Below are 15,512 nucleotides of genomic sequence, written 5' to 3'. Positions count from 1 at the left end.
TACCAGGCTCTGGAATGCCTATGGGGCAAGCTCCCGCTATGCAGACACCTGTAGAGCCTGCACCAGGCTCTGATATGCCCAAGTAAGTACAACTGCGGGGCAGATATTGTAAAGAGTTAGATGGTTACCGGGCAGAGATACCCTAGCCATCTTGCCAGCCCTGTGGGCTTTGGTATGTGTAAATGTTTGTGCGAAGCTGGTAGGCGAAGGGTTATTTAGAATTTTATTGTTACGATTGTGAATGTGTTTTTATTTTAAATAATGAAATCTATAGATAATTTAATAAAATCTTATTGGTCTTCGAGACAACACTCGTTTTATAAATCTACAAGCAGAAGTGTTGACACAATTTAGTACAGAGAGAATGAGGGCATTTAAAAGATCGTTTATAGTATGTTAAAGTAAAGTCATAAAGAAGGGATGTTTCAGAGCGAGTTAATTTATATGAAAGTCTTTTACTTGAAGATTTTTGCAATAATAACATACAATTAAATCAAAGATTTGAGAAATCATTAGGAAATTTAATGCATGCGGTTTCAATGACAGTTATTGGTGCCGGTTCTTATGGTACTGCATTAGCCATTGTGCTTGCTCGTAATGGCCATCATGTTCTCCTATGGGGATATAATCCTCAGCATATCAAGGAATTACAGAAACATCGTTGTAACCAAGCATTTTTACCCGATGTTCAATTTCCTGATAATCTATGCCCTGAAGATTCGCTTAAAACTGCAATAACGACAAGTCGCAATATATTAATCGCTGTTCCAAGCCATGTATTTCATCAGGTATTGTACAATGTCCGACCTTACTTAGATCAACATTCACGGATTATTTGGGCAACCAAAGGCTTGGAGCATGGTACGGGACGCCTCCTACAAGAAGTTGCACGTGAAATTCTAGGTGATAAAATCCCTTTAGCTGTTTTTTCTGGACCGACTTTTGCTAAGGAGCTTGCTATTGGTTTGCCTACAGCAATTACTGTAGCAGCTTCTGATGCTGAATTTAGTGAAGAACTCCAGCAACTTTTTCATTGTGATAAAAGTTTTAGAGTTTATAAAAATCCAGATATGATCGGTGTTCAACTAGGTGGAGCAGTCAAAAATGTCATTGCTATTGGTGCAGGAATATCAGATGGTATGGGATTTGGAGCAAATGCGCGAATAGCTCTCATCACACGAGGATTAGCTGAAATTAGTCGCTTAGGTATTGCTATGGGTGCGCAGCTTTCAACATTTATGGGCATGACAGGTTTAGGGGATCTGGTTTTAACATGTACCGATAATCAGTCGCGCAATCGCCGTTTTGGAATGCTGCTTGGGCAAGGAATGGATAGAGAAGAAGCAAAAAAACAGATTGGTCAGATTGTTGAAGGTTATTTAAATACCAGAGAAGTGCATATGTTAGCACAACGTATTGGGGTAGAAATGCCAATTACAGAGCAAATTTACCAGGTGCTCTATTGTGGTAAAAGTGTATCCAAAGCGGCTAATGCATTACTAAGCCGTGAACTCAAAGATGAGATGTATGATACAGGACGCTTTTAATTTAATGGAGATAGCCCATTTACTTATGACCGTATAGGACAGGGAGCTATTTATATTCCTCATGCAACCTTATCAATAATTGGGGGCATCAATCCTCACGCATTCTGCCCTTTATACGCAATGTTTCATATGGCAAAGGCAATGATGGTTTTATCCAACAGTTTCAAATACTGGTCTTTTCCGATGATACAAAAGATTGGAACTTGGTTGAGAGAATCCCAATCAAGAGGCTTAGAAGGACTATGAAGGGATGTGTTTCAGTCTCTTTATGAGAAACTTCCTAGGCTTGTCAAAACACCCGTTTGTGATGCGTTTTTCTCCTAAAGCTCAAGAGATGTTTCGTGAATGGATGGAAAAGATTTTAAAACAAGTCAAAGGGAATGACCTTTCTGAAAACTTACAAGCGCATCTTTTGAAAATGCCCAAAGCCATAGCAAGCCTTGCCTTGATTTTTGAAATTATCGAAGGTGGGCATTTCGAAATCAGAGGTACCTTCAAACAGCATTGTGCTGGGAAAAGTACCTTTTAAGTCATATGAGAGATATGACCATAACAAGACAGAAACTGACAAAAGATCACATTGATTATTTTAAAAGCGGTGAGCTTTAGAACCGGAAATTCATAAGAGCCAGTTTTTTTTATGCTCTATGACTTAAACATACAAAAATTTATTACTGTTTAAGCCATATCTTTAAAAAAGAAGCCCTCCATTCTCAATGTCATTCACCTGAGAAAAAGCACGTAATATGTATCTAAGCGGTATACAAGTAACCATTTTCTATTTTAAAAGAGTTATGGATAATCATTCTCCTTGAGCTTCTTCACTTTGTTTTAATTCTTCAAGAATTGGCATAGACATAATGTTATAACCTGAATCAACATAATGAATCTCACCAGTGACCCCTGAAGATAAATCAGAAAGCAGGTAAAGAGCAGATTTTCCAATTTCATTAATATTTACATTACGGCGTAGGGGCGCATTTCGGCGTTGATGTGAAAAAATTGCTCGTGCAGCTGCAATACCATTACCAGCTAAGGTCCTAATAGGACCGGCTGAAATTGCATTAACGCGAATATTCTGAGCACCAAAGTCAGCAGCTAAATAACGCACCATAGCCTCTAAAGCAGCTTTAGCAACACCCATAACATTGTAATTAGGAACAACTTGCTGTGAAGCGCCATAAGTGAGTGTTAAAAGCGTACCACCATGAGGCATAAGCCTACCCGCACGTTGGGCAATTTCAGTAAAGGAATAAGCCGAAATAACCATTGTGCGCTTAAAATTTTCACGTGTTGTCACATCAACATAACGTCCTTTTAGTTGATTTTTATCTGAAAAACCAATAGCATGAACAACGAAATCTATAGTTTTCCATTCTTTTTCAAGACGATCAAAGACACGATCAACATTTTCAATTTTTTCAACGTCACACTCAAGTACTAATTTGCAGCCAATTTTTTCTGCTAAGGGTTGAACACGTTTTCCGAAAGCATCTCCTTGATAGGTAAATGCTAATTCAGCGCCTGCTTTTGCAAGTTGACACGCGATGCCCCAAGCAATTGAATGGTCATTTGCAACCCCCATAATAAGGCCACGTTTGCCCTCCATCAAACCTTTCATATTATTCTCCGTAAGACCGTGCTTTTTTAAATCAGCTAAGAATTCCTATTTATCCATAACGTTGGAAAATGAGCGTTGCATTGGTACCGCCAAAGCCAAAGGTATTTGACAAGACAGTATTAAGTTGTTGATGATCACGGCGTTCACGCACAATTGGCATATCGGCAAAAGCTGGATCAAGCTCTTCAATATGGGCACTTTCGCAAATAAAATTATGATTCATCATTAACAGTGTATAGATTGCTTCTTGAACACCTGCTGCTCCCAAGGAGTGACCAGTCAGAGATTTTGTAGCGGAAATAGGTGGACATTGATCACCTGCTCCAAAGATACGACGAATCGCTTCTATTTCAGGAGGATCACCAACAGGTGTTGCTGTTGCATGGGGGTTAATATAATCAATTTTATTCTTCACGGTTGCCAATGCCATACGCATGCATCGCTCTGCTCCGTCTCCTGATGGAGCAACCATATCATGCCCATCGGATGTCGCACCATAACCAACAATTTCTCCGTAGATTTTTGCACCACGTGCTTTAGCGCATTCTAGTTCTTCAAGAACCAAAACTCCAGCTCCACCAGCAATAACAAATCCATCGCGATGAGCATCGTACGCACGAGAAGCTTTTTCTGGTACGTCATTATATTTGCTGGACATAGCACCCATGGCATCAAACAAAACAGATAATGTCCAATCCAGATCTTCGCAGCCACCAGCAAAGATGCGATCCTGCTTGCCATATTGTATCATCTCATAAGCATTTCCAAGACAATGATTAGAAGTAGCGCAAGCAGAAGAGATTGAATAGTTCACTCCTTTAATTTTGAAAAAAGTTGCAAGTGTTGCGGATGCTGTAGAACTCATTGCTTTAGGTACGACAAAAGGGCCAACACGCTTTGGACTTTTTTGACGTGTAATGTCAGCGGCCTCAACGATTGACTGCGTTGAAGCTCCTCCAGAGCCCATAATAATCCCTGTGTGTTCATTGGAGACTTCATGGGGCTCTAAACCCGCATCAGCAATTGCTTGATCCATGGCGATATGATTCCAAGCTGTTCCACGTCCATGAAAACGCAGAGCACGTCTATCAACAAGTTCTTCTATATTGATATCAGGTTTACCGTAAACTCTACTACGAAAGCCTAATTCGGCATACTGAGGTGCGTAAGAAATCCCAGATTTTGCTTCATATAAACTGGCTAAAACGGTTTCTGGGTTATTTCCAATTGCGGAGACGATTCCCATACCAGTTACGACAACTCGACGCATTCATACCTCCTTGTTTCATAAAGAATAGTAAAATATACCCTCTAATGGAAATAGTTTTTTAGTCTTCTTTGAACAGAGCAACGCGTAAATCACTTGCTTTATAAATGCTTTCTCCATCTGCTTTCACCCATCCATCTGCTATTCCCAAGACCAAATTTCCACGCCGGATACGTTTAAAATCTATTCCATATTCAAGAAGTTGAGTTTGTGGAGTTACCATACCTGATAATTTTACTTCACCTGTTGATATAGCCCTCCCTTTTCCTGGTTCACCTAACCAGCCGAGAAAAAAACCTGTCAATTGCCACATGCCATCCAAACCAAGACATCCTGGCATGACGGGATCGCCTATAAAGTGGCAATTAAAGAACCATAGGTCTGAAGTAATGTCAAACTCAGCGCGAACCATTCCTTTATTGTATTCACCGCCAGTCTCATTAATGTCAGTGATTCGATGGACCATCAACATTGGTGGTGCTGGTAATTGTGCATTACCCTTACCAAACATTTCGCCGCGAGCGCAGCTTAGAAGCTCCTCATAAGTGTAGCGAGACTTTTGTTCAGCCATTGTTACTCCATTTATTTGCGTATATTTTTCTTCTGCGCTTTTCCCCAACCTACTTTTAGAGCAAATTTTAAGGAGAGGGAAATGTTTTATATTATTTTTTAATGACAGCAGCCCTTTTTTATGTATCCTGCATGGCTAGTTATTTAAAATGGAATAAAAAATTATATCATACTGTCCCCATTTTTTTGTGTTTTAGTTTGATGGGAACAGAAATACATTTTGGTTTTTATCATGTCAGTAAACGCAGATAATTTAGGTTTTAATGAAGAAGAACAGTTCACGAAAGACTGTGGAAAAGTTGTGAGGTGTTATTCCATATCTATGTTGGAAAAGCATTTGCGTCAAAATGGTTTAAGGCCAACACGCCAGCGACTAGAGCTTGCTAATATGATTTTTTCACAAGGTAATCGCCACATTGCCGCTGAAGAGCTTTATGAAGAAGCAATTAAATTGGGTGTTCCTGTGTCTTTAGCAACTGTTTACAATACGCTGCATCAATTTACAGAAGCAGGATTGTTAAGGATTATTGCTGTAGAAGGTTCTAAAACTTGGTTTGATACCAATACATCTGATCATTACCATTTTTATATAGAAGGCGAAAATCGTATTCTTGATATTCCATGCAATTTGGAAGAAGCTCCTATTATTGGCAATTTGCCTCAACCACCAGAGGGTATGGAAATTTCCCATGTGGATTTGATAGTTCGTTTAAAACCAAAAAAATTGATTGGATGAGAGAACTGTGAGAATGCAACAAAAAGGGATGAAAATTAAACTGAATTAGTTTACACAATCACCAACTGTTTATTTTTTCATCAGGATAGATTCCCCATAACTGTGATTGATAAAACCATCCGCGGGTATTCTGAATGCTGATTTCGCACCAGTGTCCATTGCATTGGCGAATATTACCAATAACATTAGGCTCAACTTCTGCTACAACTTCTGCGTTATCTGCTGGGCTTTTGCGAAGCATTAGCCTTTTTGTTTTATCTTTTTGCCATGGAATAGTTATAGCGGTTCGTTTTCCTGATAAAAGTGATTGATAGATCCAACCTTCATCGCCTTCGGCATCACGAATTTTGCGCCATTGATCGTATTCTTGAATGATTTCAATAGGTAAGCCCTGTTTTGTGTAGGTAAAGATGATAGCATAACCACTCCCTGGCCCAACACGCACATTAACGCGGGTAGGCTTAATTGAAGCAAATCGTGGCAATGGTAAGCCACTTGGTCCTAAATTTTGCCCTAAATTTTGCCCTAAATTTTGATTGAGTGTTTGTGCGTGTAAAAAACGAGGTGAATTAAATATAAAAGCTTCTGCTATTAAGAGACATAATGCAAGCACGGAAAATTGAAACCAACGAGAATCTTGCACACTGAAACCCTTTATCTCTTCGTTTTTATATCGGTGAATTTAAGACCTGTAAGATAGGAGTGAGAACTGATCAAAGCTATGACATATCGATAGTTAAAGAGATCTAAACAGTCAGCAAATTTTTACAAAAATAACGGTAGAAATAAGGAAAAATTTGAATTTTTTAACGGTCGCGGTGTTTAAAAATACACCCGTAAATGAATATTCAGCTTTTATAGAATTGCACGTTTGAGATAAATATTGGAAAGACTGAGTGTCTTGCAGCGCTGTATCAATTTTATATAAAAAATAGGAGTAAGGTTTTGTGTCTCTTTACTTTGTTTATTTTTGAAACGGGGATACGAATATACTCGTATTATGAATCAAAAAAAATTGTTCGATAATGGGTCAATCAAGAGATTAGTGTATGCCTTGAAAAGCACTTTGATAGTGGATGTATCAAGCGATGAATGAATCTTTGTAAATGTAAAAGCGTGAGTGATATTGATACAAAGTATTGATTTATAATGATAATTTAGCGTTATTCAACTTGAATGAGAACCCTGAACAACGTAGGCTTCTCTCATTTCAAATCTCGCTATGCTGAATCAATCAAAATGATTCGCTTATACGTTGCAAGCGGAATGAGCGTCTGGATAAAAACTATAGAAGAAAATAGTAAATATGCCTCTTATGAACCATCTTAAGTACTAAGAGCTGTCGCAACATTGCGGGTTGGTAAAAGAGTATGATGATACTGGCTTACTGTTTCACAGGCATAAAGATGGGGGTGTCAATGGATTTACAGTTATACTCTTCACGGACGCTGTTGTGAAATGGGCTTGGATGCCTTGAGAGATGTTTTTTTAACAAACCCGTAAATGGGCAATCCAATGGTGTTCTGTTTTACGTGAGCGGCTTAACCCCATTAAGGGAAGGTCACTATAAAGATAAGGTTAACTTCTCACTTCTTTAACCTAAAGACAACTTTCCTCAAAGGCAACGCTTTTTATAAACTTTTCAATTTGATCATAGTCGGCTAAAATAATTTTATTAATTGCCTAATACTGTACCAAATAAGCAGATCAAGCTGCATGAGCACACGTTCATTCCGAGTCATTATGAGGCATTCAAAATTACAGAATCTTATCGATTCATTTAACAAATGAGAAGAGATCGCATTTATAACTGCCTTTATGGACACACTCGCATATTATGAGAACAACATGTGCTTTTTTTCTCTGAGATTAAGGAGCTAAAGGATGTTAGATGTTTCCAAGTAAGAAAATCATTCCAGATGGAATAAGCAAAGAAAAAAACTACCTTAGGAGATGACAGAAAAACCATTGACAAGGAACGAGGCACTCTTTGTAGCAAAAAAACTTTAAACAATCTCAAACGATAGGCTGCTCCTACTGCTTGAAAATAGCTACAAGATAAGAATAGCCAATGCTCTTTAGAAAAAATTACGCATCATTTCAAATAACGAATACGGAAAACATCCCTAAGCAACGCACGTGATATAAAAAACCCAACTTACAATAGAAGGAGAAACTTCGTAGCCTTTTTATCTCTATACCATGACCAAAGGAATTTTATACCACATGAACACGTTATACTAAATAAATACAGGGATATTATTTCAGCGGAGAATTCCGGCCGTTGCTAATAAGACCTTCTCTTTGTGCACGCTTACGTGCAAGCTTCCGTGTACGACGAACAGCTTCAGCTTTTTCACGAGCACGCTTTTCTGATGGTTTTTCATAATAACCACGCATTTTCATTTCACGAAAAATGCCTTCACGCTGCATCTTTTTTTTCAGAGCGCGTAGCGCTTGATCAACATTATTATCACGAACGAGTACTTGCACTATTTATCCTGCTTTATTCTAATGTCACAAATAATATGAAAAAACCATTTCCTTTTAAATATAGACCTAAAAGGATGCACATTACACGCCTATCATACGTATAAAGATATACGTAGATATCACATAAAGAAGGTGTTTGTCTATATTGCTTTTTAAAATTCTCATCTTTTTACTCTAAGATGCTTTTAATCATGAATGATTTCGTTCACTAGGACAAGCTTATGAAAGTCCTTGTATCTGATCATTTTCGTCAAGATAAATTTTTTCAGCGATAGGGGAATGCGGTAAACCAGGCATAGTCATGATATCTCCGCAAATGATGACAATAAAGCCCGCACCTGCCAAAAGACGAACTTCGCGTACAGGAATTTCAAAATCAACATGAGCACCGTATTGAGTAGGATCAGCAGAAAACGAGTAGGGTGTTTTAGCCATACAAATAGGGTACGAGCCGTAACCTTCTTGTTGCCAAGATTCAAGTTGTTTGAGAAGAGGAGCTGGAATGATGGCTCCACGTCCACCATAGAGATTTTTTATAATACAATTAATTTTTTGAACGAGAGGGAGCTCATCTTGATACAAAACTTTAAAATGGGCATTTTTTTCTTCAATTAAGGTAACAAGTTCTTGAGCAAGTTCTATGGCGCCTTTTCCACCTTGTTTCCAATGTTTGCAAAGAACAGCTTTGTGTCCAGTTGTTGCAACTATTTTCTGTAGCGCACTTATTTCAGTATCGCTATCGGTATCAAAATGATTGAGTGCGACAACACAAGGGATACCGTAGTGCTCCATGTTTCTTATATGCCGTAAAAGATTGGCTGCGCCTTTTTGTAAAGCGGTGATATTTTCTTCTTTAAGATTATTTTTATCGACACCACCATTCATTTTTAATGCGCGAATTGTTGCGACAATCACTGTAGCATCTGGTACAAGACCAGTTTGTCGACATTTAATATTGAAGAATTTCTCTGCTCCAAGATCAGCTCCAAATCCCGCTTCTGTAACAACATAATCGGCAAGTTTTAAGGCAGTTTTTGTTGCAATAACTGAATTACAGCCATGAGCAATGTTGGCGAAAGGTCCTCCGTGAACAAGAACAGGGTTATTTTCAATTGTTTGTACGAGATTGGGTTGCATGGCATCTTTAAGCAGAACTGTCATTGCGCCTTCTGCATGAAGATCAGCAACGGTTACGGGTGATTTGTCATAGCGATAGGCAACAATAACTTTTTTGAGTCTCTGCGCAAGATTTTCTAGATTTTCAGCGAGACAAAAGATAGCCATAATTTCTGATGCAACAGTAATATAAAAACCTGTTTGACGTGGAAATCCGTTGGTTACTCCTCCCAATGAAATAACGATATCGCGCAATGCACGGTCATTCATATCAAGGACTCGTTTCCACACAATGCGGCGTGGATCAATATTGAGAGTATTCCCCCAGTAAATATGATTATCGATCATTGCAGCAAGAAGATTATGAGCAGCTGTAATGGCGTGAAAATCACCGGTAAAATGCAAATTAAGATCATCCATTGGTACAACTTGAGCATAGCCACCTCCAGCAGCACCACCTTTTACACCAAAACAGGGACCTAGAGACGGTTCTCTCAAGGCGGCAATGGTTTTTTTTCCAATGAGATTGAGAGCATCATTAAGACCAACGGTTGTTGTTGTTTTTCCTTCTCCGGCAGGTGTTGGATTGATAGCCGTAACAAGGATAAGTTTACCATCGGGATTTTTACTAAGCGATTTTATATATGCAGAAGAAATTTTAGCTTTATCATGTCCATAAGGAATGAGATTTTCATGTGCAATACCGATTTTTTGCGCAATTTTAGTGATGTGTTGCTTTTGAGCAGAGCGAGCAATTTCAATATCTGTCTTAGGCATGGAAAAATTCTTTACATGTGGCTTTTGTTGACATTAAGCGTGTGTATTATAAACGAACGAGAGGAACTCTAATATACAGTGCACAAGACATCATAAAGATCAATGATATAGTCTGCAAGAAGGAATGCTAAAGTGGAGCAAAAGCAGGTTTTATAGTTTTTTAGAAAAATGAGGAATCGCTTCGTTTTTCATTCTGACAAGCTTTAAAAAGAAATGCATGATTCAGGAAAAACTTCTTTATACGATATTTTTTCATAAGAGCATTTTGTGATGCTCTTTTATTCTTCCAACAGTATATTCTATTCAGATTTTCTATATCTTCAAGTTTTGTGGAAGAGAGTTTAGTTAAAAGGATGCAAAATTTGCAAAAGAGGACAGAATATTCGGTTTTGAGTGAAAAAATGTAAAAAGATCTTCAAAAATCTTTATTTTTGACGAATAAAAATATGTGAAGCATTCGGTACGTTGAAAAAATATTCAGCAAAGTAATCCTGATTCGCAGTCAAAAAGCAAACATTTTGTTCTGTGATAATGCATAACAGGTGATAAAAAATAACGCACTAAATTTCTGTTTACTAATTTCAATAACTAACTGAAGAGAAAGAGAAACTCCATGAATGGCGCACCCGAAGAGATTCGAACTCCTGACCCCCAGATTCGTAGTCTGGTGCTCTATCCAGCTGAGCTACGGGTGCACTTCTAATTTTTATCTCATTAAGAAAGGGTTCCTAATCGTTTCATGAAGGAATTGCAAGTGAAACTTGGTAAAAATAAAAATTTTATCTTTTTATGGAGGGTCCATTTTTAAAAAGGCTACAGTGTGTTTCTAGTTTTAGTTGTATTTTAGCAAGAGTTATTTTTGTTGTATTAACGACGGGGCAAATCAATATGAACGATAGTTAACTTGACGTTTTAATTTATGAAAGATAGTCAATAAAGAGATGAGATATGTGTTTTACGGTGGGGGAGTGAGGTGCGCTACCTGCAATTCGGTTTTTATGTAAAACTCGGATATTAGTGTTGAAGACTGTTTCAGACAAATTTGCATATTCATGAAACAGTAAGGATAGGTGTATGGAGTTTTCAAAAAAAATCTTTCCTCTGATGTGTTTTGTTGTCATTTTGATGGTTACTTATTGGGCAGGGAAAAAGAGTTCAGAACAATTTATTCCATTAGTGGATAAAACGACAAATACCTCTCATAAACTCTCAAAAGTTTCCATGGGAAGGCCGCCAACAAAGGTTGTTATTGATCTTGTAAAAGTTCAAGATTTTCATGAACAGTTGAATGTGCTTGGGAGTGGACAAGCATTTACATCGGTGGAGTTAACCCCTTGGTCATCAGGTGTTATTGATAAGTTTTTTGTATCAGCTGGTACAAAAGTACAAGAGGGTGATGTTATTGCAAAGCTTGATTCTAAAAAGGAAGAAATAGCGGCTGCAAAAGCAAAAGTACAACGTGATAATAGTGCATTAACGCTTTCACGTATTCTTAAATTACGTGCCAGCAAGACAGCAACAGAGGTTCAAGAAATTACTGCGCGCTTAGAGCTGGATAATGCGAATTTGGTTTTGCGTAATGCTGAGTTAGATCTTGAACGGCGAACAATTCGTACACCGATTAGCGGGATTGTTGGTATTTTACCCATTGATGAAGGCAATGCTGTATCTCTTAATACTGTAATAGGTCGTGTTGAGAATAGAGAACGTATTTTAGTCGATATATGGGTTCCTGAACGGTACGCATCGCATATTCATAAAGGAGATGAAGTGACTGCGACATTAACAGCACAGCCGGATAAAACTTTTGTTGGTCATATTTATGCGATTGATAATGTTATTAATCCAGAAAGCCGCACACTTCATGTTCAGATTGAAATCAAGAATGAAAAAGATATCTTCATGTCTGGTATGTCTTTTTCTGTTGCGTTGCAATTTTATGGTGGATTGCTTCCTGTTGTTAATCCTCTTGCGATTCAATGGAACAGCAAAGGATCATTTGTTTGGCGTGTGAAAGATGGGAAAGTAGAGCCCATTCCAGTATCAATCATTCAGCATAAAGCAGATCAAGTGTTTGTGAAAGCAGCTCTCAAAAAGGGTGATCAAATTGTCATTCAGGGAGTACAAATGCTTTATCCAGGAAGTCAGGTAACGATTGATGATTCAAAAAAACATCAACAGCAATTATCAGCACTTCCCAAGCAGGATGTACAATGAGTGAAGATGTAAGCACAAAACAGCATAGAGCACAGGAAGAGCAAGGTGGTATAATTGCTTTATTTATTCGCAGACCGGTTTTTACCTTTGTTTTAAATGCTATGATTATAATAGCAGGGTTTGTTGCCTGGCTGAATGTTGATATACGAGAACTCCCGGATGTTGATACTCCAGTGATGACAATCATGACGGCTTTTTCTGGAGCATCGGCGGAAACAATAGATCGTGAAGTTACAAAAATTATAGAAGATGCCGTTTCTCGTGTTTCAGGTGTTAAAACGATCTCTTCAACATCTTCTTTTGGCCGTTCACGTGTGGAGATTAATTTTAATGTTGGTGTTGATTTAAATGTTGCAGCATCTGACATTCGTGATGTGCTCTCTCGCATTACTTATTCTTTACCAAAGAATGCGGATTCACCGTTGATCATTAAAGCAGATTCAAATGCTGTTGCGATGATGTATTTGGTTGTGACATCACCAACGATGAGTATTGATGATTTAACAATGGTTGTAAACGATCAAATTGTTGATGCGCTTTCTGCTGTTGAGGGTGTTGGTGATGTTCAGGTTGATAGTGCACGCACGAAGATTTTTCAGATTGATGTTGATCAGGCAAGACTTGCTAGCCATGGGTTAACCGTAGCGGATATTTCACGTGTTCTTGCTGATATGAAAACGGATGTACCGGTGGGGTCATTACGCAATTCTACGCAAACTTTAGTTGTTCGTGCAACTGCACGTTTAACAACACCGGAAGCTTTTGAACAAGTTGTTTTAAAATCTCATGTGCGTCTTGGTGATGTCGCGCATGTTACTTTGTCACCTGATATAGAAACAGTTATTCTTCGTATCAACGGCAAAACAGGCATTGGTTTGGGGATTGTGCGCAAAGCACAATCCAATACCCTGAATATTTCGCAAGGTATTCGAGCGGTTGTCGATCATCTCAAAACGGTTATTCCTTCTTCTGTGCAGATGAGTATTATTAGTGATGATGCCATTTTCATTAAGAGTGCCCTTCATGAAGTCGAGGTTGCATTGGTTATTGCGGTTCTCAGTGTTATCTTGGTTATTTTCCTTTTTCTAAGAGATGTGCGTGTAACGCTTATTCCTGCCTTATCTATTCCTGTTGCTTTGATTGGGACAATTGCTGCCATTTACCTTGTAGGGTTTTCATTAAATATTCTCACATTTTTAGGACTTGTTTTAGCAACAGGACTTGTGGTGGATGATGCGATTGTTGTTCTTGAGAATATTGTTCGGTGGCGCAATATGGGTTTTGGTCCTCGGGCAGCAGCGGTGTTGGGAACACGAGAAGTATTTTTTGCTGTTTTAGCAACAACGTTGACTTTAGTTGCCGTTTTTGTACCTATTTCTTTTCTTCCTGGGCAAGTTGGAGCACTTTTTAAAGAATTTGGTTTTGTATTAGCAATTTCTATTCTGCTTTCTTCGATTGTTGCTTTAACACTTTGTCCCATGTTAGCTTCCCGTTTTCTGAGAGGGCATACTGGAAGTTATGAGGAAAGAGCGCTTCATTTTACTTTTTTGTATAATTTAGGCTCTTTTTTTAGTAAAGGATACCGTTATAGTCTGCATAAATGTTTGGCAAGACCTTGGATAGTTGTTTTTGCTTCGCTTATTTTTGCCGGTCTTTGTGTTGCTGGCTCTACGAAATTACAACAGGAACTAACGCCAGCAGAAGATAGAGCCCTTATCTTTTTGGTCATTAATGGACCACAGGGTATTTCAACACAATATCTGAATGAACAGGTAGAGCAGATTGAAAAAAGTTTACAACCTTTACGCGATTCTGGAGAGATTGCTAACAGCTACTCTATTGCTGGTATTGGTGGTTCGCCCAATACTGCTTTTTTAATTTTATTGCTTTCCTCTTGGGATAGGCGCTTGCGTACTCAACAAGAGATCGTGGAAGATGTTAATGCAAAGGTAAAACAATTTCCGACAGTTTTTGCCTTTACAGCGCAAGGAAATTCTTTAGGCGTTAGAGGCACGGGTCAAGGGTTACAATTTGCAATTCTTGGAAATGATTATACAAAATTACAGCCAATTGCAGAGGAACTTGTGAATGCTTTGCAAGCTGATGCGCATTTTATTCGCCCACGGCTTACAGTTGATGCGACACAACCGCAATTTTTTATTGAAATCAATCGAGAAAAAGCCTCTGATTTAGGAATTGATATCACCAATTTGGGCAATACATTACAAGCAATGTTGGATGGAAAAAAAATTGGTTCGGTTTATGTGGATGACCATTCTTATGATGTTAAACTAACATCGCGTAAGACTCCTCTTAATAATCCCCATGATTTGGAAAACATTTTTTTAAAAACCAAAGGCAATCAATATGTTCCTTTATCGGTTATTGCGAACCTGCATGAAAAAGCCATTGCCCCTCAGTTAAAACGAGAGAAACGCATGAGTGCTGTTATTTTAAGCACAAATCTTGCTCCCCATTTCGTTTTAGGGAGCGCATATCAAATTGTGCAGAAAATAGCAGCTCCTTTATTGTCAGAGGGAAGTTATATTGTTCCTTTAGGGGAAGTAGCTACACTCGGTGAAACATCTCACAATTTTATGATTGTTTTTGGAATTGCCTTTGTGATTATTCTCTTGGTTTTGGCGGCACAGTTTGAAAGTTTTATTTCAGGATTTATTATCATGGCGACTGTCCCATTAGGGATTGGTTGTGCTGTAATTGCGATGCTTTTAAGTGGGGTGAGTCTTAATATTTACAGTCAAATTGGTTTGATTTTGTTGGTTGGTGTGATGGCCAAAAATGGTATTCTTATTGTTGAATTTGCAGATCAGTTACGTGATCAAGGTAAAAGCGTACGTGAGGCTGTCGAAGAAGCAGCCAATATTCGCCTTCGCCCAGTTTGTATGACGATGATTTGTGCTATTTTAGGGGGGATTCCTTTGGTTTTAGCCAAAGGTGCTGGAGCGGAAGCCCGTACATCTTTGGGGTGGGTTATCGTTGGCGGTTTGGGTTTAGCAACTATTTTTACTCTTTATGTCACACCGGTTGTTTATCTCTTTCTTGGTCGTTTTGTGAGACCAAAATCAGAAGAAGCTCTCCGCTTAACAAGAGAATTAAGCCAAGTTAAATGACGTATCGGGTAGAGAATATTTGCTAGTTTTTTAACAT

11 protein-coding genes and 1 tRNA gene are annotated in these 15,512 nt (G+C 38.4%); 5 read left to right on the top strand and 7 right to left on the bottom strand.

Features of this window, described 5'->3' with window-relative positions; all coding sequences use genetic code 11:
* The first annotated feature begins 524 nt into the window (after window positions 1-524).
* Together gpsA and BN200_RS09565 are read left to right on the top strand one after the other, a co-directional pair.
* Complete coding sequence (gene gpsA / locus BN200_RS02190) at window positions 525-1,547, top strand: NAD(P)H-dependent glycerol-3-phosphate dehydrogenase (protein WP_019220786.1); 1,023 nt, start codon at window positions 525-527, stop codon at window positions 1,545-1,547.
* Window positions 1,548-1,854: 307 nt separating this feature from the next.
* Complete coding sequence (locus BN200_RS09565; RefSeq protein WP_034988625.1) at window positions 1,855-2,076, top strand: DUF3987 domain-containing protein; 222 nt, start codon at window positions 1,855-1,857, stop codon at window positions 2,074-2,076.
* Window positions 2,077-2,349: 273 nt separating this feature from the next.
* Here the strand turns inward: BN200_RS09565 and fabI are convergent, their stop codons facing one another.
* Genes fabI through fabA form a run of 3 tightly spaced genes read right to left on the bottom strand, consistent with a single transcriptional unit; the run spans window position 2,350 to window position 5,006 of the window.
* Window positions 2,350-3,168 carry an enoyl-ACP reductase FabI gene (gene fabI / locus BN200_RS02180; RefSeq protein ID WP_019220785.1) on the bottom strand — a complete coding sequence of 273 codons (819 nt, stop codon included), beginning with the start codon at window positions 3,166-3,168 and terminating at the stop codon, window positions 2,350-2,352.
* A 49-nt stretch (window positions 3,169-3,217) separates the two neighbouring features.
* Window positions 3,218-4,438, bottom strand: coding sequence for a beta-ketoacyl-ACP synthase I (gene fabB / locus BN200_RS02175; RefSeq protein WP_019220784.1), 1,221 nt, complete (start codon window positions 4,436-4,438; stop codon window positions 3,218-3,220).
* Between the two features lie 58 nt (window positions 4,439-4,496).
* On the bottom strand, window positions 4,497-5,006 hold the full coding sequence (gene fabA / locus BN200_RS02170) for a 3-hydroxyacyl-[acyl-carrier-protein] dehydratase FabA (RefSeq protein WP_019220783.1): 510 nt from the start codon (window positions 5,004-5,006) through the stop codon (window positions 4,497-4,499).
* 231 nt (window positions 5,007-5,237) lie between these two features.
* On the opposite strand from fabA, the gene irrA reads away from it, so the two are divergent.
* Complete coding sequence (gene irrA / locus BN200_RS02165) at window positions 5,238-5,741, top strand: iron response transcriptional regulator IrrA (RefSeq protein WP_019220782.1); 504 nt, start codon at window positions 5,238-5,240, stop codon at window positions 5,739-5,741.
* 58 nt (window positions 5,742-5,799) lie between these two features.
* Here the strand turns inward: irrA and BN200_RS02160 are convergent, their stop codons facing one another.
* The 4 genes from BN200_RS02160 to BN200_RS02145 all read right to left on the bottom strand — a co-directional run bounded on the left by BN200_RS02160 (window position 5,800) and on the right by BN200_RS02145 (window position 10,822).
* The gene (locus tag BN200_RS02160) at window positions 5,800-6,384 is read right to left on the bottom strand and encodes an SH3 domain-containing protein (protein ID WP_019220781.1); all 585 of its coding nucleotides are present in this window, start codon (window positions 6,382-6,384) and stop codon (window positions 5,800-5,802) included.
* A 1,616-nt stretch (window positions 6,385-8,000) separates the two neighbouring features.
* On the bottom strand, window positions 8,001-8,234 hold the full coding sequence (gene rpsU / locus BN200_RS02155; protein WP_019220780.1) for a 30S ribosomal protein S21: 234 nt from the start codon (window positions 8,232-8,234) through the stop codon (window positions 8,001-8,003).
* A 219-nt stretch (window positions 8,235-8,453) separates the two neighbouring features.
* Complete coding sequence (locus BN200_RS02150) at window positions 8,454-10,127, bottom strand: formate--tetrahydrofolate ligase (protein ID WP_019220779.1); 1,674 nt, start codon at window positions 10,125-10,127, stop codon at window positions 8,454-8,456.
* Between the two features lie 618 nt (window positions 10,128-10,745).
* Window positions 10,746-10,822 (bottom strand) — tRNA-Arg (locus BN200_RS02145).
* A gap of 379 nt (window positions 10,823-11,201) precedes the next feature.
* Here BN200_RS02145 and BN200_RS02140 point away from each other — a divergent pair.
* Both BN200_RS02140 and BN200_RS02135 read left to right on the top strand, forming a co-directional pair.
* Complete coding sequence (locus BN200_RS02140; protein ID WP_019220778.1) at window positions 11,202-12,344, top strand: efflux RND transporter periplasmic adaptor subunit; 1,143 nt, start codon at window positions 11,202-11,204, stop codon at window positions 12,342-12,344.
* Entirely contained in the window at window positions 12,341-15,475 is a 3,135-nt protein-coding gene (locus BN200_RS02135; protein ID WP_019220777.1) for an efflux RND transporter permease subunit, read from the top strand. Before BN200_RS02140 ends, BN200_RS02135 begins: the two co-directional genes overlap by 4 nt.
* The last annotated feature ends 37 nt before the right edge of the window (window positions 15,476-15,512 follow it).

The organism is Bartonella senegalensis OS02, from assembly GCF_000312545.1.
GTDB lineage: Bacteria > Pseudomonadota > Alphaproteobacteria > Rhizobiales > Rhizobiaceae > Bartonella > Bartonella senegalensis.
The sequence above is the reverse complement of the archived record's forward strand: the minus strand, read 5'-3'. Positions and strand labels throughout refer to the sequence as shown.